At 38.0% G+C, this 18,857-nt stretch carries 15 protein-coding genes; 6 read left to right on the forward strand and 9 right to left on the reverse strand.

The genetic code is table 11. From position 1 onward, the window contains the following. From UABAM_RS17650 to UABAM_RS17670, 5 genes are all read right to left on the reverse strand, one after another. Positions 1-1,182, reverse strand: coding sequence for an efflux RND transporter periplasmic adaptor subunit (locus UABAM_RS17650; RefSeq protein WP_151969333.1), 1,182 nt, complete (start codon positions 1,180-1,182; stop codon positions 1-3). Positions 1,183-1,265: 83 nt separating this feature from the next. Next, entirely contained in the window at positions 1,266-3,626 is a 2,361-nt protein-coding gene (locus tag UABAM_RS17655; protein WP_151969334.1) for an ABC transporter permease, read from the reverse strand. After that, positions 3,620-4,321, reverse strand: coding sequence for an ABC transporter ATP-binding protein (locus UABAM_RS17660; protein WP_151969335.1), 702 nt, complete (start codon positions 4,319-4,321; stop codon positions 3,620-3,622). The genes UABAM_RS17655 and UABAM_RS17660 overlap by 7 nt, the downstream gene beginning before the upstream one ends. Before the next feature lie 165 nt (positions 4,322-4,486). Next, positions 4,487-5,044, reverse strand: coding sequence for a hypothetical protein (locus UABAM_RS17665; protein ID WP_151969336.1), 558 nt, complete (start codon positions 5,042-5,044; stop codon positions 4,487-4,489). 1 nt (position 5,045) lies between these two features. After that, positions 5,046-5,378: a hypothetical protein gene (locus tag UABAM_RS17670; RefSeq protein ID WP_151969337.1), complete on the reverse strand. Its 333-nt coding sequence runs from the start codon at positions 5,376-5,378 to the stop codon at positions 5,046-5,048. 197 nt (positions 5,379-5,575) lie between these two features. Here UABAM_RS17670 and UABAM_RS17675 point away from each other — a divergent pair, with 197 nt between their 5' ends. From UABAM_RS17675 to UABAM_RS17690, 4 genes are all read left to right on the forward strand, one after another. Further along, the gene (locus UABAM_RS17675) at positions 5,576-6,952 is read left to right on the forward strand and encodes a hypothetical protein (protein WP_151969338.1); all 1,377 of its coding nucleotides are present in this window, start codon (positions 5,576-5,578) and stop codon (positions 6,950-6,952) included. Positions 6,953-6,961: 9 nt separating this feature from the next. After that, positions 6,962-9,499: a Rad50 family protein gene (locus UABAM_RS17680; RefSeq protein WP_151969339.1), complete on the forward strand. Its 2,538-nt coding sequence runs from the start codon at positions 6,962-6,964 to the stop codon at positions 9,497-9,499. A gap of 241 nt (positions 9,500-9,740) precedes the next feature. Further along, entirely contained in the window at positions 9,741-10,586 is an 846-nt protein-coding gene (locus tag UABAM_RS17685; protein WP_151969340.1) for an FHA domain-containing protein, read from the forward strand. Positions 10,587-10,599: 13 nt separating this feature from the next. Further along, on the forward strand, positions 10,600-11,232 hold the full coding sequence (locus UABAM_RS17690) for a hypothetical protein (protein WP_151969341.1): 633 nt from the start codon (positions 10,600-10,602) through the stop codon (positions 11,230-11,232). Positions 11,233-11,294: 62 nt separating this feature from the next. On the opposite strand, the gene UABAM_RS17695 is transcribed toward UABAM_RS17690, so the two are convergent. The 4 genes from UABAM_RS17695 to UABAM_RS17710 are packed head-to-tail and all read right to left on the reverse strand — an operon-like array spanning position 11,295 to position 16,266. Next, positions 11,295-12,161, reverse strand: coding sequence for a hypothetical protein (locus tag UABAM_RS17695; RefSeq protein WP_151969342.1), 867 nt, complete (start codon positions 12,159-12,161; stop codon positions 11,295-11,297). Next, positions 12,161-13,090, reverse strand: coding sequence for a histone deacetylase family protein (locus tag UABAM_RS17700; protein WP_151969343.1), 930 nt, complete (start codon positions 13,088-13,090; stop codon positions 12,161-12,163). Before UABAM_RS17700 ends, UABAM_RS17695 begins: the two co-directional genes overlap by 1 nt. A 16-nt stretch (positions 13,091-13,106) precedes the next feature. Continuing rightward, entirely contained in the window at positions 13,107-14,705 is a 1,599-nt protein-coding gene (locus UABAM_RS17705; RefSeq protein ID WP_151969344.1) for a hypothetical protein, read from the reverse strand. A gap of 22 nt (positions 14,706-14,727) precedes the next feature. Next, entirely contained in the window at positions 14,728-16,266 is a 1,539-nt protein-coding gene (locus UABAM_RS17710; RefSeq protein ID WP_151969345.1) for a VWA domain-containing protein, read from the reverse strand. A 271-nt stretch (positions 16,267-16,537) separates the two neighbouring features. Here UABAM_RS17710 and UABAM_RS17715 point away from each other — a divergent pair, with 271 nt between their 5' ends. Next, positions 16,538-17,413 carry an FHA domain-containing protein gene (locus UABAM_RS17715; RefSeq protein ID WP_151969346.1) on the forward strand — a complete coding sequence of 292 codons (876 nt, stop codon included), beginning with the start codon at positions 16,538-16,540 and terminating at the stop codon, positions 17,411-17,413. A gap of 286 nt (positions 17,414-17,699) precedes the next feature. Further along, positions 17,700-18,830, forward strand: coding sequence for an FHA domain-containing protein (locus UABAM_RS17720; protein WP_151969347.1), 1,131 nt, complete (start codon positions 17,700-17,702; stop codon positions 18,828-18,830). Positions 18,831-18,857: the final 27 nt, after the last annotated feature.

Below are 18,857 nucleotides of genomic sequence, written 5' to 3' on the forward strand. Positions count from 1 at the left end.
CTACTTCCCCTGCACAACCACTTCCACATCGTTCTCAATCTGATCTCCTGGGTGAACGATGACGAGTTCTCCCTCTTTGACTCCCGATTTGACTTCGACAAAAAATTCTCCCCAGTGGTCGATGGTCACTATTTTCATTTGTGCAGTATTGTCGTTAATGACAAACACTGCCCATTTGTCTTTCACGCGAAATAGCGTATTAATAGGGATTTTGAGTACGTTTTTGTTTTGCCAGATGACAATGCGCGTTTCTACACGGTAGTTGTCACCCAGGCCATGAGGAGCGCTAAAGTTGATGACGACATTGACGCGTTGCTCTTCCACCCCCAAAGCAGATACTTTTGTAAAGGCCGAAGGCTCTACATATTTTACAACACCGCGTATCGGTTTTCCGCCCCAATGTTCAATGACCACAGCATTTCCAGGACGAATTTTAACGGCATCACTTGACAGAACGTCGCTAATAATTTCCAAGTTTTTCATATTGCCGATTTCGAGTATCTTTGTCCCTGGTGCTACAACAATGGCATTTTTTTCGAATATATCGAGTATTTTTCCGGTTACGGGAGACACGATGTTGAGAGTACGCGGTTTGCTTTTACTTTCTTCGGGAACTTCCAAGGCCGCTTTGGCCATTTCCAGCTCAAAACGCGCTATTTCTTGGGCGAATTCGATGCGTTTGTGTTCTTGTTGCAGAGTATGTTCCGTGGTAATGGCTTTGTCCAAATCTTGTCGCGAGAACAACTGGCTTTTGAAAAGCTTTTGCGCGCGTTCGCGTTCGGATTTAGCTAATTGCAATTCACCGCTAATTCTATTCAGTTGCGCTTCACACTGTTTGCAATTGCTTTGTGCTGCTTTTACACGTGCTACTTTTTCCGTTTGTGTTCTCTCGTCCAGTAACGGTGATTCACTCGGCTCTATTGTTGTGAGTAGTGTCTTTCCCGCAATGACGGAATCACCAATATTTAACTGGATGCGTTGTTGTTTTCCCGCTACGGGAGCGGATACAATATAGCGTTCTTTTATGCGTGTTTTACCATCTTCATTGATCGTAACCTGAAGTTTTCCGCGTGTTACAGCAACAGCTTCTACGATAACAGGTTTTGGCAAAAAAGCAAAAATGATGAGAAAAATAAAACTACCAATGAAAATTAGGTAAACGATTCGTTTGAAAACTTGCATTGTATGCTCCACTATTAAAATCGATCCCGATCCCTTTCCCGATCCTGATCGTCGTTTATTTTTATTTGTTAATATTTTTCTGTTTACTCTCGTGTTTTGAGTACGGATATTAAATCTAGTTTATATAACTTTTTACGCACAAAGAATCCTGAAATAATCGTTGCGGTGATGACGATGATAATGGCAAAAGCGTATGTACTGCCGTAAATAATGGGTGGTACGCGAAAAATCTCACTAGCGAGGCCAACAACGGAAAGCATTACCAAAGCATAGCCTATTGCGATACCAATGGGTAGCGCCACAAGAGTAACCACTGCCAACTCACCAAGGAGAATACCGGAAACTTCACTATGTGTGAATCCTAAAACGCGTAAGGTAGCAAAGTCGCGACTCTTCTCGGCTAGAGAAATACGGACGGTGTTGTACACTACGCCAAATGCAATAATAACGGCGAAGATGACATTCATCATTTTCATCACCAATAAATTTTCTGCCAGAGTTTTCTTGAAGTTTTCGACCAAAGAACTTTTGATGGATACACTGGCGACATGTGGCAATGATTTTACTTTTGTGTATAGTTGCGCTTTGCGTGAAGAGTCGATGGTTGCAAAAATGCCCGAAGCGCAACTACCTTCGCGTAGTAGATGATGCAATGCGTTTTTTTCCATATAAGCATTCAATCCCGAGAAATCATTGATAATGCCACATATTTGTACTTGGCATATGGGGCGTTGTCCTGATAACACTTCGATGGTGACGAAATCACCTACGCGTAATTGCATTAGTTCGGCGAGCATTTTTGATACAAGTAAGCCCTTGGTGGGTAAATGAATGCGTTTGCGGTGCATGTCGAGAAGATAATATAAACGACTATTTTGTTGTAAGCCCATAATGGCAAGACGGCGCGAGCGGTGTTTGGCATGTAAGTGCGTGGCAACGCTGCGAAAAGATTCTTGGTATAGTACTCCTGGTAGTTTTGCGACAGAGTTTTTTACAAAATGTGATGTTGGCTCATTAAAAATGAGTGAAATATCATGACGCTTTGCAAGATGAAATTCTGTTTCAATAACATAGGAAATGGCGTCGGACATAAAACCACTCAGTACTAATATGGAGACGGACATCGCAATACCTAGGCTGGCAAAACAAGACTTGCCTAAATTTCTTTCGAGGTGACGCATAACCATTCTTTCGCGTTGCGAAAGAAATTTACTTAAACCGGCCCTCTCGAAAAAAGTGGGCTTGTATATCGGTGGTGGTTCTGGTCGCATCGCTTCAGCTGCCGGAAGTTTTATTGCGCGGCGCACTACGCGAAAAACGCCGAAAAATGCAGTGAATAAACTAATGAGTATCGCGTAGATAATGACTTCCACGTCCAACGAAAAATGAAAAATGGGAAAATGATAAAATTTGGTGTACATCCGCGTAAGGTTTCTACCAAGCATAACGCCGAGAAACGTTCCGAAAATTAACCCGGGTATCGTGATGAGGCACGCAAATTTAAAATAGTGAATTCCCACTTCTCGATGACGATAACCAAACGCTTTGAGTATGGCGATTTGTTCGCGCTGTGCGGAAATTAGTCTTGTAAAAACTACATAGAGTAAGAATATCGAGACGAGAAGAAATATGGTGGGCGCTACTTTGGCCATATTGGCTAGCTGATTGATTTCTTCTGATACATAGCGATTGGAAATTTGTTCGCTACGGTCATAGGCCCCACTTCCCCCATACGGTTTTAATAGGCGGTCTACCATCGTAATGACTTTTTTGGTAGAAGAGTTTTTCATTAAATAAATATTTATTGTATTAAATGCACCCTGCATGTCGAACGCTGCGGCGAGTTCGTTGTATTTTATCCAGAACACCCCAAAGTGTTTTTGGTCTGGAAATAAATCTCCAGGACGAATTTCTAGTATGTATTCGGGACATAAAACAACTCCTACGATTTTTAATTTTTTCTTATGTCCGTTGAATAGGGCGACAACATGATCCCCCAATTTGAAATTTCGTGCGTTAAAAAATGATTCACTGATCATCACTTCGCTATTACTATTTGGGTTGACAAAACGTCCCTTACGTAGATATAACTTGCGGTGTGGTCCGTTACCTATAGTAATAAAACGACCTATGCATGGCTCTTTGGCCTCGGCAAAGTCTAAAGTGACATCAACAACAATTTCCGACTGTACTTTTACAATACCTGGTATTTTAGCAATGCGTTTTTGTAGTGACAATGGGGCGCGTTTTACGTTGGAAAAAATGTGGGCAAAACCATAATTATCGTAGTAGATTTTTTGGGTTTGTATCAATGATTTTCGCGTGCTAATCGACATAACAAACATCGCAATTCCACACGCAAGTACAAGAGAAATGGCGACACATTGCCACTTCATTTTTGCCATGTCACGCAGTAGTTTCTTGTCGAGGCTACGAATTACCATACGAGATCCTTTGCCGTCTTCTTGATATGGTTTTTTTCGATTTTGGCTATTTCGCCGTCGGAAATATAAATAACACGGTCCGCCATTTCTGATATGACGGCATTGTGAGTAATGACCACTGTTGTTGTGCCCAAAGTTTTATTAACATGTTCGATGACATCGAGAACTAAACTTCCCGTTTTGACATCAAGTGCACCGGTTGGTTCGTCGCATAGAAGAACGTTTGGCTTTTTTGCAATAGCACGGGCAATGGCTACTCGTTGTTGTTCCCCTCCGGATAGTTGTGAAGGGAAATGATTCATGCGATCTGCTAAGCCTACGATGTCGAGAGCTTCTTCTGGTGACATGGCATCGTTGGCAATTTCGGTAATAAGCGCTACGTTTTCTCGCGCTGTTAGACTAGGAATCAAGTTGTAAAACTGAAAAACAAATCCCACATTTTCACGGCGATACAAAGTTAAACTGGCATCATCATAGTCGGTAAGAGTCTTTTGTGCATAGGTGATGCTACCATTAGACGGTACGTCTAACCCTCCGAGAATATTTAGAAGAGTTGATTTTCCGCTTCCTGATGGTCCAAGTAAAACCACAAATTCTCCATGATGAAGTTCTAAATCCACACCACGTAAGGCATGAACCTGTACTTCTCCCATGTGATAAACTTTTGTAACGCCTTGTGCTTTAAAAACAATCATCGCAAAACCTCATTTTGTGTTTAGATGCTACAATAGTAGGCATGTTTAAGCAAATAACATGCCCTAATACGCGATGTAGATAAAGAGATGATAGATAGAGGTTTACCGATGGGATGAAAGGGGTTAACAGGATTAACATGAGTGATTTATATCTTGTTAATCCTGTTAATCCTGTCTAAAATTTTTTCCGATTTTCACACTTAAGATAGTTCCCGATATTGTTTTTTCTTTTATCGTGCCGTAGAGTTGCGAAAACATTTTTGCAAAAAGTATTTTCTCGTCATTACTTGCAATTCCTTGCTTTACTTTTCGCGCCAGCTTATCTAACTGTTGATGACTTATGGGAATGTCGCTCACTACGTTGAGTAGTTGCGCTTGTATGCTTTTGCCTTCGATGTGAAAATTAATGGGGTTTTTGGTAAATACTTGGCTGGTATGCCAAGAAGAGTTTTCCACTTGTAATACAACTTTGTTGTACTCGTCTTTAGGTATAAAGAATGGTAGAGTATGGGTAGTGCTTGAGGATAAATGATAAACGGTTTGCTTTTTTTTCCATGTGATTGTTACTACAAGAGTCTTACCAGAGTTTTTTGTGTAGGAAAAGCCACTGGCTCCTATTATTAAAACCAAGAGAGAGATTGTTGCAATGTATAGCCATTTTCGCGAATGTTTTTCGCGCAGAGTTTTTTCTTTTATTACAATAATAGGATCTTGTTTTTCCATACTAGCTATCGCTTTTGCTTATATAGTTATCCAATATAGTTCTTTCGCTCGCGAGAACTTCAATTTTTGCTTTGAGTTTCTTGATACGTTCTTTTACGTGATATTTTGTTGTTTCTAAAAGTTTTGCTGTCGAGGTCAAGTTACCGTCGTGTAGTAAAAATGAGTATAGCAATGACACTTCATCATCGGTCAATTGACCTAAAGGGGATGGTAAAGTGTTTACTTTTTTCGGGGTTGCGTAGTGCGGGCAATTGGGATTTGTGCAGCGTTGTTCTGTAAAAACAATCCACGATTTACACAAACCACATTCATGTTTTTTTTCATTTGCTTGCATCTATTATGCTCCATTACAATTGGTATCTGCTTTAATTACAAAAACTATTGTACATTATTTTTTTTGTATTTTCAAAAAGAAAACTTAAAGTGTGAATAGTTTTTTGCAAAAAAATCTATTTGTGTTTGCATTTTGTTTCTGTTTTGGTTAATATATTGAAAATGCGATTGTGTTGAAGTTTATATAAGGAATATAAAATGTCGATATTGCTACTATTGGTTTGCCTTTCTCTTTTGTGTGCGCAAGAAGAGAATGTTGTTGTTGATGCAAAAAGCCTTGCCAATATAGTTATGGAAGTGAATGAACTTAAAGAAAACAACAAAAAACTTTCTCGGGAAGTTTCTTTTCTAAAAGAGCGGGTTTTGGGGACGCGAAAGCCTTTTTCTGTTTTGCAGAATGGCCGCTATATTATTCCCTTAATTGTTCGTACGCCCAAAATTGCAACGCATGGAGAAATCGATCCTTTAAAAATAAAACAACTACGCGACAAAATAGCGGTAAACCTTCGTGGTGCAAAAATTATTACGCAGGGAGAACTGCAACAATCTAAATTTATTACGCAGCTTTTGGCAGACTATACCAAGAAACTACCTTATCGTTTTTGGTATGTGCAATTTTCATTTTCATTATTGCGCCGCGATTACGAAGAAATGCCTTTTCATGCAAAATTGTATACGAAAAATAGTGCCGATTTTACACCATATTACCTTGCGACAAAAAACGGAGGAAATTGGCTGGGGTACAATGATCGTCATCGCATCACGAAAGCGGAAGCGCACAACAAATTTTCGATGCGAAAATTTAATACCATAAATGCATGTTTATTTACCGACTTTTCTTACGATGTAAAAACGCAATATCGATACATCTCGCTTTTCTATAAAAATAATGGTGAGGAAGTTGCCTTAAAGAGTCCTTTTTCCTCATATGGTTTTCCCGTGACAAACGCGAAGGTTCACCCGCAGAGTGTCATTTTTTTAGAACTAGAGAAAAATTCACCGCGTTTGTGGGGGTATTTGGAAAAACTAGAAGACATTTCAATAGGACCATGTATTATTTTTCCCAAAGAATATGAACAACTACAAAAAAAACAGCTGTGTTTTGCTGTCGATCGACATCGCAGTAAAATAGATGATATTGATTATGATTATACTTTTGAAGCTGACAATATAATGATCGCGAAAGACGATGTTAGTGTAGAAGAAAATTTTGGATACTTGTTATGTCGTGTCTGGGTTCCGAATGATACCAAAATCTTCACCGTACGCATGGGATACCTTTACAAGAAATTTAACTGTAACGACGTGTTTCCCGGATCACACTTGCGAGATATCAAAAGAGTCTCGCTGCCTACTTTACAAAAGCATATAGCTCAATTTTCCGATCCTGAAAAGAAGAGTACGTGTTTAGTAAAAGCTTTGGGTACTTCGAAACCTAGTCGAAAAGTGGATATTGGAATGATCGACGAAATAAAAGATTTTGTGTCTCATCTGAAAACATGGAAAAATGCGCGAAGTACTCGCGTAAGTAATATTATTGAAAAATTTACTCACATAATAAATAAAGCTAAATAGGAGTCTTTTATGAGAAATCTACTCATTGTATCGCTATCCCTATTTTTTATTGGGCAAGTTATGGCCAAGGATTTTAGCCGTAGTGATAAGAAAAAAATAGATAAGGCCTTTGTTGGGGCAAAACTAGCCGAAGAGGGAAAGACAGGAGCTGATTTTAAAAAAGGCTACAAGACCGTCAAGAGTGCACTTAAAAGTTTAAAGCGTAAGTATGCAGATCATCCACAAGTTTTAGAACTTGAAAAAAGATTTGTCGAACTTGAAAAGCTAGTACCTCATGAGAATGCCCGTGCAGACTTAGAGAAAAGTCTGAAGAAAATGAAGAACAATCTAAAAAAAGTTGCTGGCGGGGTAGCGTCTGCAAAGAAAAAATTGCAAAAAGACACCACGGCTGTGCAAACAAGCATGGTACATTTAAAAATGACAAAAAATGCTCGTTTTGCAAACAACATCTCTGTTGCGGAAAAGGCACTTGCTGAGGCTAAGGAACACGGTGTAGAACTTCGTTCTGAAGAACAAGTGATCGAAGAGATTAAGTTAGAACAATCGATGCTCAATTTGACAAGATCACAGTTAAGTGCGATCAAGAAAATAGAAAAAGCCATTGCAAAAGCCGAGAAAAAAGATGAATTTGCGCAGATCAAAAAAGAGATGGACAATGCGCGAAAATTGTTAGAACCTTTGTCTGAGGCATTGGCCGACAATTTAAAAGTGAAAAGTTTGCAAGAAAGATGCGATAATCTGGAAGACAAGCTGGCGTCTAGTAAGGTGGCGTTTGATCTTCGCGGTGATTTGAAGAAATTAGATGCCAATTTAAAATCCGCAGAGAAAGCCAAAGACTTTGATAAAATTGACCGCGCTGTTTCCAGTGCTAAGTCGATATTGGCTAAAATTGGGCAAAAAGACCTGACTGACAATGAAGAGATTGAGAAACAAATAGATGCGTACAAAGAACGCGTAGAAGGTCTAGAAGACAAATACAACAGTCTAAAGCTCGTATCGGAAACCAAGGATGATATGAAAAAATTGTCTTACAAAATACCTTTTGCAGAAAAGTCTTTTGACTATCGCAAAGTGAAAAGTTCTATGGAAGAGGCAAAACCTGTTTTGACAAAACTCAACAATAAAGACAATCTCCAAGACAATGAAGAAATTGCCGCGGCAGTAAAAGATTACACGCAACGTTTTGCCAAGTTGGAAGAGAAAATTGTTTTTTGCAAAAAACAATATGATCTTAGCGAAGAAGTAGAGCAACTAGATCGCGATATGAGGGACTTGTTCCGTGCCGTAGAACGCGCTTTGGAACAGAAACAGTTGCCCATCACCGCAAGTAGCGATAAATACCAGATTATGGGGAACGCAAAAGCATTCAAGGAAGCAATTGTCTTAACTCCACAACATAGAAAGAAGTACAGTGAGCAGATGGCTCATGTGAAAAAAGAGATGGAGATTTTGCAGAAAAGAAATGGGGAAGCATTTTCACGAACAATTGGTGAATCTCGTGAGCTTGTTGATGCATGGCAGCATGCTATGGATAGTGAAAAGCCTCTTTTCGATCACGGTATGATGCAGGCAAAGCAACTTGAAGCTGAACAACAAAAAGGAATGCAGGCTCTTTACACAAAAATAGGAAGTTTTAAAGTGTACCCTAAAGAACACTTAAAAGAGTTAGAGACATTCCTGACAGAGACATCCACCAACGTTTGGTCGTACATGTCTCCTTTTAACGAGCATAAAGACTTTAGTGCTCTTGTCAAAAAGAGCAATACCTGTCACGAAAATGGCAAAAAATATTTTGAATTGATTCGCGCTACAAAGTACATACACTCTAGTTTAGGTAGTGGAGATTTGGGCATCGCAAAGTATCGTTTTAAAGAGGTGCGCAATACCCAACATGAAGAATCTAAGAAAATCATCGCTTTTTACGACAATTATCTAAAACGTTGGGAAGCTGCGAAAAAAGACTTAAACAAAATATATTCTACGATGTTGGGGCGTTTGGCAAAGTCTTCTGGCTCTCTAAACAGTGGATTTGAGAAATTCCGCGGTAAGTTTACAATAATACCTGCAAATAGACTCCTTATTATTAAAGATTTGAACGCAAATGCAGGTAAGGCAATTAAAGATATGACCCGCGAAAGTCTCAGTTATTCTACGGCATGGAAGTTAAATCATGGCAATGATCTTTTTTACTACGCTTTAGATCCAGCGCTAGCGCAGCGTGCCGCGGTTTTTTATCAGCAGCTCAAAGAAAAATTCAATGGATACCGATTGCAAGTGGCAAAAAAACACACAGTCGAAGAGCGTGGTTTACCATATTGGAGATCACCTGGGTATTTGCATATGGACATGGTTGCTGTTGTGGATACTACCGTGAATCATACCCCAAGAATTGCGATTAAGGACCAAACGGGAACAATTAAAGGGTATGTAGATGGCACTACTATCCAAATTGTTAAAGTTCGCGTTGTGGGATATCGAAGTAAATATTTTACAATGTGGCAAAACAGTCCACAGCAACAAGCCGATGTTTCTGGACTTTATAGATAGTATATTGCAGCAGAGTTCATCCATTGACTTAAGTTCCACTCTACTCTGCTGTGCTTAAATTGATTATGTGAATAGTTTGTTCTTTTAGCCCAAAGGCAATTGCCTTTGGGCTTTTTTGTTCGGGGGATCTACAACAGGAATCTTGATAAATTGTGAAATTTATGCTATGATATTTTTTGAACTTATTCGCTTTGTGTAAATTATGGACAAACTATACTACATAATCTGAGTGTGATTAATTATGGAATTTAAAACATTTGATGAATTACCAGAACTTCCAGATGAACATACACCGCAAGATGATACTCCGCGACCAATACTGGAAGAAGTAAGATCACTTCGCAAACATGTAATACCTCGTTATCCTATGTTTATTGGTCGTGATCGACAAGCATATGTATGTGTTCCTGTTTCTGCCGTTTCGCGAAAGCACGCTAAGGTATTTGAAAAAGAAGGTGTTTTCTATATTCAGGACCTGGGAAGTATTAATGGTACATATGTAAATGGTAAACGCGTACTCGATCCCGTTCCTTTAAAGCCCGGTGATCGGATTAAAATTAGCGTTACAAAACAATACAAAAATGGTGCCAAGGAATTTGAGTTTAAACACGATTTGTCTCAGCAAGAGGAATTACAAAAAGATCGAGAAATGCTACTAGAGGATGTGCAAATTTTTGCTGATGATGAAAGTTCTTCTGGTAACGTGTTGATAAAAGATTGTTTATTCTATGTTTCAAAAAAAGATATTGTTTCTGTGATAAAGGCGGAACCGCCTCGGCGTATAGCTGTTTCACAAATTAGTTTTCGTAAAGCGAAAGTTAGTTTTCATTCACTTTGCCCGTATAAGGTAAAAGACCAGCTGATTCTCTCTGTAGAACATCCGCAGTTACCCAAAAATATGAAAGCACAATTGCGCGTTGTAGAGACTGAAGAACAAGAACATTATGGTATTACTACTCATCATTGCGAAATGCTGAAACTTTCGGATGACGACAAACGAGCTTTTCGCGATAAGATCGATGCATCTCCTTTGATTTGCTACATTAGCAGTAAAACTATTGAAAATGCGCTAGAAACAGATTCATAGAAAGGGAATAAACTTGTCTTTTAATGCTGCAATACACTCATTTAGAGTTGTTCATAAAAAAATGGACGCGAATCACTATTTTGCGTCAAAAGAAAACCGAAAAGAATTGGTGGCGGAAATCAAGAAAGCCGTCAAGTGGGAAACAGGAAAAGATTATATTTGTGACGAAGATAGTAAAAAATGTGCGGCTTTTCTGACCATTGAGCGCAATAACTTTTTAAACGATATTCAAGAATACGCAGCTGGGCAAGAAAATAGAAATTTAGAAGCTGTGTATATGGGAAAACAGCAGTCATGCTATTCTCACCTTATTGAAATTCAAAATAGTATTGGTATATTTTTACCCATCTTTTTCTTTTTTCCCTTACATATTTCTACAAAAAGCCATGCTCTTCCCATTTTTATTGGTAGTTCTATAAAACTTCATAGTGAACTTACACGGCTTAATAAACAATTGAAGGCAAAAGAAAATACTGTTCTGGATGAAGAGATAACGCCATTTTTAGAAGCGACAGAAGAAGATGTAGAAGATTATGAATTCCAGCATGATGGAGTTGATACATTTTGGCCGTGCTTTAATTATTTGGTTCTTAGTATGTTGGCAAAACGTTCTGTTGCAACAAAGTCACCTATTTTTATTTTTTAGTATTTTAAAATAAAATCCCAGGTATCATCCCTGGTTTGACTAGGGATGATACCTGAAAGTTTTTATTTACTATCTACAGGTCTCTTGATAAAACGAGTCACTTCAAGATCATCGTTCATGCATTCCAAAATACCATAGCGCGACCCTAAGCGATAGTAAGTATCGCGTAACATGAAATCAGCATCAGGTGCTGTTGTTTGTTGTTTTAACACAACGCGTTTTTTTCCGCTGTACTCGACTACCATACGCACCCATTTGATGAATGCCGGATGTCCAACGGCTTTTCCGTATACTCTCGCCTTAGGTTTGAATAAATTTCCTTTGCCAAAAGCCCAGCGTGTTAGTTCAAAATTAACATTGCGTAACTGTGGACTTTGTTTACTTTGCTGGTGGTAGAAACCGCTTTGTGCATTTTGTTTGATGTAATCGTAACTTGCCATGATGGTTTTTGCACCGTCTTTAACGATAAAATAACGCGCATCGCGATCAAACCCTGTAACAACAACACCTCGCAAATCGATGTTTTTATCACGAGCACTTACATTTACGATGTTACCGATATTTTGTTGCCAGAATTGCGAAATGTTTAAAAAAACAAGTATCTTTTTGTTGCTTAGCAATAAAGACTCCAGGTAGCGATCGTTTTGCGCTTGCTTTTTGGACAACGAATAAAAATATTGTTCGCTCTCTGTGAAGTATGCGTTTAGGTAGTTGTCGATGCTTTTTTCGCCACGAAAATCGGCATATGTTGCAGGTAAGCTTACATACGATGCGACTTGTGGATAGTTTCCACCATTTATATAGTCATGTAAATCTTTTTGAACGTGATCGATCATTGCAGAGGAATGTTCAACAATGAAGTCATTTTGCTTCTCGTCAGCAAAACACATTGTGAGTAGTAATGCGATAATTAGAGTAATTTTATTCACTATGAGTCCTTTCCACGAAAATTTTCAACGATAGACTCTGCAACAATTGCGGCAGAGTCTTTGTGATAACCTCCCGATAAAGTCATGATAATCGGTACATTTATTTTTTTTGCAAATTCAAATACCATTTTATCTCGTTTTTGTATGGCATCTGCTGAAATTTGAATCTCTGTGAGTGGGTCTTTTTCGTAAATATCTGTTCCTGCGTTAAAGAATAAAGCTTGTGGTGCAAATTCTTCGATGGCTGGGAATGCACGATCCGTTATGAGACCCAAATATTCATCGTCACTAGATTTTCCTTTAATCGGTATATCTAGAGCTGTGTATTTTTTAGCTTCGAGATCACTGGGAAATGGGATGTCGTTGTATATATCGACAAGAAAAATATCCTCATCTTTTGGAAAAGCACGCGCTGTTCCATTACCCTGATGCGCATCTAAATCGATAATCGCGATACGCTGTATTTGTTTGTGCTCGCGTAATTCCTGAATTGCTATGGGAATGTCTGGATAAACACAAGAACCTTCACCACCATCAAACCATGCATGGTGATAGCCACCGCCGACATTAACACTTCTTTGGTGTTCACAAGCTGCAAATGCCGCCGCTACCGTACCACAAGAAGCAAACAGCAAAGGATTACATAAATATTTTTTGATTAAACGATAGGGGAATAATTTTATAAAATCGAGATTAATACATACGGCTAGCCATTTGGAATTTGAGCATTTTTGGATGTATTTTTCTGTTAGATGTTTGAATACTAATTTTTCATCAAAGTTTGGAGATAAAAAGCGTGTTTTGTCAAAGCCGTTTTGTTGTAGAGTTTTCTGTATGCGTACAAACTTATCTACGGGAAATTTATGCAGTTTTTCTAAACCAAAAAAAGAGACATTGTATCCAGGGTGATAAACAATATTTTGTGCCATGGTTGATCTTTCTATTCTAATTTCCTGATTCCTGTAAGTTACCCTCCGCGGAGTTCGTCAGTACTCTTGTCGGAGGTTCTTGTGGTTTCTTTTTGGGAGTTGGTTTTGTTTTCTTCTTTGGTTTCGGCTGCGGAACAATTTTATATTCAAACGTAAGTATCGAACCTGTTTCGATACTATATCCCCAGGGGGTACCTCTGTACATAGCGCGGTAACTATTGAGTTTTTCAAGTGTTTTGTCTACGATTTTCCGCTCTACTTTGCTGATTTTTGCTTTGCTACTAAGGCCGTTAGAAAAGCTACCAATTGTTTTTACGCGTATGGATACTTGTTGCTTTTTGCGAAAATCACGGCGTAATTTTTTTTGCATGCTATTTATTTCTAGAACTACTTTGAGGTATTGCTGCAAGTGAAATTCTGACTTTAAGAGGTTGCAATAAAGTAAGTTCAAGTTTGCGCATTCACGGTTGCGTTGCTCATCTATTTTCTTTGTGGCGTACTCGATTTTTTTCTTGATGTTGCGTATTAAGTTGATTTTGGCACTTGTCGTTTTTACGGCAGTTTTTATCTGACCCAGAGATTTAAATGTGTACGTCAAAGCTGTTACTTTGGCTGTTCTTTGTTTATTTTCGCTGATTTGAAAAGAAATTTTATATGGAGAACGGTAACTTGAGATTCCGTTGCGTGAGGCCAATTCGTTCCAGTATTTATAAGTTATTTTGGAAAGATTTTTACGCAGCGCTAACGTGTAATCAGAGCGTGACTGCCATTTGGGACGATAGTGACTTAAATTATAGTAGCGATAACCCGAAGACGATTTTCCTGAGCTAGAAGATGTACTACGCGTAGGTGTATATATATAGTACCAGCCATTTAATTGCGAGACAAGTCTAGAAAGTCCATAAAATCCAAATCCTGAAGGGAAAAATGTATTTTGCTTTTGTCCATTGATGTAAAAACTCGATGGGAGTGTAATCCAACTCCACATGCTTTCATCAACAGGAACTTCAGGACCACGGAATTGAAATTTCGGATTTTTTAGCTTTTTTTGTATGGAGTAATAATCAGAAAATACTGCCTCAAGAGATACAACATAGAGATTGTAGTCGCTTTGCTTGAGTGTGCTAAGAGTCTCTTCCAACTTGTCTTCGTTTTCCCAAGGGGATAATGTGACATAACAAATCGATTTTTTCCCCGGAAACGTAGCATATTTTTGCGCAATGCGCCTGAGTGGAAGTAAACGATTCTTGTATGCGTTGATCCCTTTTGCGTATTGCAGATCGTTTAAAAAGCGAATGACTTTGTCGGGACTATTTGTGACATCTAAGGAAAATTCCGTTTCTTTTTTGATCACAGCAACCGCCATCGATAGGTCTTTAATACCACAGTCGTAAAAATAGTTTATTTCGCTTTTTAGTTGCTCAATTTCGTTTTCTAACCCAGGCGTTGCGTCAATCAGCCAAATCATAAGGTCTTTTTCATTTGCATCTTTTTTTAATTTTGCAGCAATTCCCTGGCAAATCGAAAAGAAGTTTTTTACATTTCTAACAGTAATTTTTTTTTCTACATCGGAAAATAGAAATGATGTAAGTAATAGAACTACGACAATTCTCATAAAATATTCCTCTCAGAGAATACTAATGGCTATAAAACTTTCCTTCGCTTTGTTGTGCGAGAGCTTTTAAAAATTTAGTTGTGGAGCCCAAAGTTTGTATGGCAATTACATGAATAGGAATTTGTGAGGTATTTATTTTAGATACATGGTGTAGTATATCGCGATGCGTCACATATTTACCTATTCCCGGGGGACCATCGGCAATTAGAATAATCGTATCGGTGTTTTCCATTTTGATCGCTTTTTGCAATGCGTTATAAATGTTTGTTCCTTTTCGCGAAGTATTTTTTGTAAAAAAATTCTTTATGCCTTTTTTGGGTGCCTCTTGTAGTTTTGGATGCCAAGTGACTATTTTGTCGCTATATAGTGTACAATTGATATTTGTATTGTTCTTATTTAAAGTAGGTAGTAGCGTTTCGAGAGCGTCCATGACTAGGTTTGTGCGCGTTTTTTTAAACTCAGGTACGTTTTTACGCATACTAAATGAATTGTCGACAACAAAGAATATATTTTTCGACTTACGCAAATCAATTTTTATACCCATAATATCAACTATAATGGGTGGCGTTTTTTCTGTTTTTGGTTCCTTGACGACATTGGAGGCTTTCACCGTGTCGGGTTTATCTTCTAAACTTTCCAGTTTTTCCAGTTCTTCGCCAAGATCACCAATATCATCAACGGTTATTTTTTTATCCGAGGTGTTTTTCTGTGAAGTATTGTTTACAATTTCTTTGTGAGCATCTTTAGGGGTTTCTTTTTCTGGCACATCTTGCTTTTTCGTTGGATTATCGTTTTTGGCAGAAGAACTTTCGTTGTTTCCCTGTTTTTGGTTTTCTTCCGTTGAAGGCACTTCTATATTCGCTATGGAATCAAAGTCGTTTTTCGCTGACGTATCAAAAATTGTGTTGGTTTGAGCACTTTTCTTTTGCGAATCTTTTTTGGTGACAATTTTTTTTTGAGGTAGAAATAATAACCCTACGAGTATGCCGGCTACCAACATGGCTGCCGCAATCAGAATCATTTTTTGTGGTACCTTCGTTTTTTCAGCGCTGTTGTTCTCAAGGATGTCCGTTACGGAAGACAATAATCTTTCCGTATTTGTTCGCGGAATAATCTGAGTTGTTTTTTCTTCGATAAATCCTTCGCTATCTGCCGATTTTGAAGGGGGAGACGGTTTACTTGGTGTTAATGGCTGTATGGGTTGCGTCTCGGTATTTTCTTGGGCCACTTGCGGACTAAAATTACTTTTTGGTAGAGGTACTGTTTCGTTTTCTTCACTCATTGCGTTAATGCGCGTATACGTTTTCTCTAACATTACTTGAGCATTTTTATTGTTAGGATCTAGTACAATTGCATGTTCAAAGTCTAGGCGTGCTCTATCTAATTCAAGGAGTTTAAAGTAGACAAAACCCCGATAGTTGTAGCATATGGCACTTTGGGGATTTAACTGGACCATTTGTTGGGAAATCTCCAAAGCAATATGCCATTTTTGTTCCCGTATAACTTTGTTGTAATTTTGAGATAGAGCCTGCATTTTTTTGGCAAGTTCTTCTTGTTTCATGAATCTATAACGAGCACCCACTTTGGGAGAATCGCAACTCGAGCACCATGATACTTTTATCGAGTACGAAACTTATTTTACCTCGTATCTCCTTTCTGAAGAATAAAATATTCCCCATTATTTTATCATATCACTTTATGGTTATGGAGAAAATTTTTGCCTTTGTAAAAAAAGTGGAAAAAGATATTTCTTTATGTTATATTGACGAATATTTTTAAGAACTAAGAGCTCTTTTTTTAGTTTGGTGTAGAAATCATAAGGAAAAGTACAGATGACTACAGATGAGAATGTAAATTACAACGCCCGAATCATTGTAGAAGGTGGCATTAAAGTATTATACAAAGGCGTGTGGGTATCAGAAGTTCGTTTTGATCAAGATGAAATAAGCCTGGGGGTGATGGACCCGGAGCATGATATTTATCCCGATATAAATCTTCGACAGTATCGTTTAGATGGTGGAGATCCTTACATATCACGACGACATGCAAAATTTATTCATGAAGATGGCAAATATTTTGTCCAAGATATTTGCAACAACAATTCCACCTCTATACAAGAAAAAGTGAAAGTCATCAATAATGAAACAGTCGAGCTACATCATGGCGATCGAATTTTCTTAAGTGAATCTCTAGTTTTTCGTTTTGAGCTTGTTCCCGATAATGTTACAGAGGAACCTGACGACGTTGTAGAAAACGAAGAAGAAAAACAAAATACGGAGTACTATCTAGAGGTAGAATCACAAACGCCTTTATACTTTAAAGCACGAAACGCTTTTACACACATTCTTGATTTAAATCCCCAGGAGTGGGAAAAAGACGACAAGGATATTCCCACTGTCAGTGTTGGACGTAGGAGTACAGAAGAAAACATCTACCCCGATATCGACTTATGGAAATTTTACTTTAATGAGAAAGATGAGTACATTGCACGAAAGCATGCACGTCTCACTTTCGAAGACGATAAGTTTCATTTTTATGATGTTTCGGGAAAAGGTTCTACTTGGCTCAACGTGAAAGATGATGAACATCGTTTGTTGAAAAGTGAAAGTGGAAAAGAAAAGAAAGAGTTGCAAGTGGGAGATAAATTGATTATCAGCGACTCCGTAGTATTTATTTTTAAAAAATACGGTGAAAATAACGATTCTTAAACGCGTTGCACATTACTAGAATGTAGACATCTCGCATAAAATCAGGTTAATTTTCTGTTGAAACCTTTATGAAAAGGTAGTAAGATTAAAAAAATCAACCTAAGACAAAGATGCATGAGATCCATCAATAACTTTGTTCTATTGTTGATAAGTTATCTAAAAGTAATTTCCGATGCTTTTGGCAATGGAATAAAGGGGTCGTATTCCCAAAAAAGACTTATGTCTTTTTAGTGAAAATGCCAAGTGAAATTGTCTATATTTTCACGAACAATAGCTGGGTTCATTCATGATCATATGCAAAAAATGTGGAACAAGAAATTTAAACAAAACTCGCCTTTGTAAAAACTGTAATGCACCAATCGCAGCTAAGAGAAAAATTCCCTCAACACTTATAACCAAAAGCGAGAAAAAACCGATACCTGATACGATAGTAGCTTCACCTGTAAAGAACAACGAAAAGTTTGACCTTGAGAAAAAAAAAGCTATTCCAAATACTGTTATTACCAAAAAGAACCAAAAAGATGTTCCTCCTACCCTATCATTTTCGAATAAAGCCCACATGGAAGATGTGGGAAAAGAATATCCTCTGCCAGATGTCGAGAAGGAGGATATTTTTGTTAAGTACAATGATATGGTAAGCCCTATATTTCAAGATGGTAAAAGCGATAGTCCCCCATCACAAGACATCGTTATTTGTACGTATTGCCGTGCAGAAAACGTTTCTTTTTACGAGCAGTGTCAAGTATGCGGAAATAAACTGAACACAACGAGTGTTAAAAAAGCAGATACCGCTAAAATATGGCAGAAAAATAGCGATGACAAACAGTGCTATCACCTAGAACATAAAGAGAACATTATAGGTCGAGATGAAGGAGATATTCTTTTTCCTCAAAGCCAGTATGTTTCTAAACGCCATTGTAAAATATACTATCATCAACAAAAAGTAGTGGTGGATGATTTGGGGAGTATGAACGGTACATACCTAAAACTACGCAAACCATATCTTCTCAAAGATGGCGATATTTTTAGTGTAGGTAAACAAATTTTTCAATTTCGTTTACTAAAAAAAGCAGAAAAGTCTATTGTTCCCAAACGCATTACAGGGGCCTTTTTACCGTCGGAATTTGTCCCTAAGGCAAAACTTGTATACTTTATCGAACAAGGTGGGTATGATATTACGCTTCTCCAAAATAAAATAATTTTGGGACGTGAATCTGGAAGCATAGTGTTTAGTGATGATACAACTCTATCACCGCAACATGCATCCATTTATGCACACAAAAGTGGATATATATTACAAGATTTAGATAGTGAATTTGGTACATGGATCAGAATTACCAGGCCAAGTATACTTAAAAACAATGATATGTTTCGTGTGGGAGAGCATATTTTTTCTCTTGATTTCCCTGTTGAATAAGTTCCTGGTAATGAGCAATTTTCCAAA

The sequence above is a fragment of the Candidatus Uabimicrobium amorphum genome, from assembly GCF_009002475.1.
Lineage (GTDB): Bacteria > Planctomycetota > Uabimicrobiia > Uabimicrobiales > Uabimicrobiaceae > Uabimicrobium > Uabimicrobium amorphum.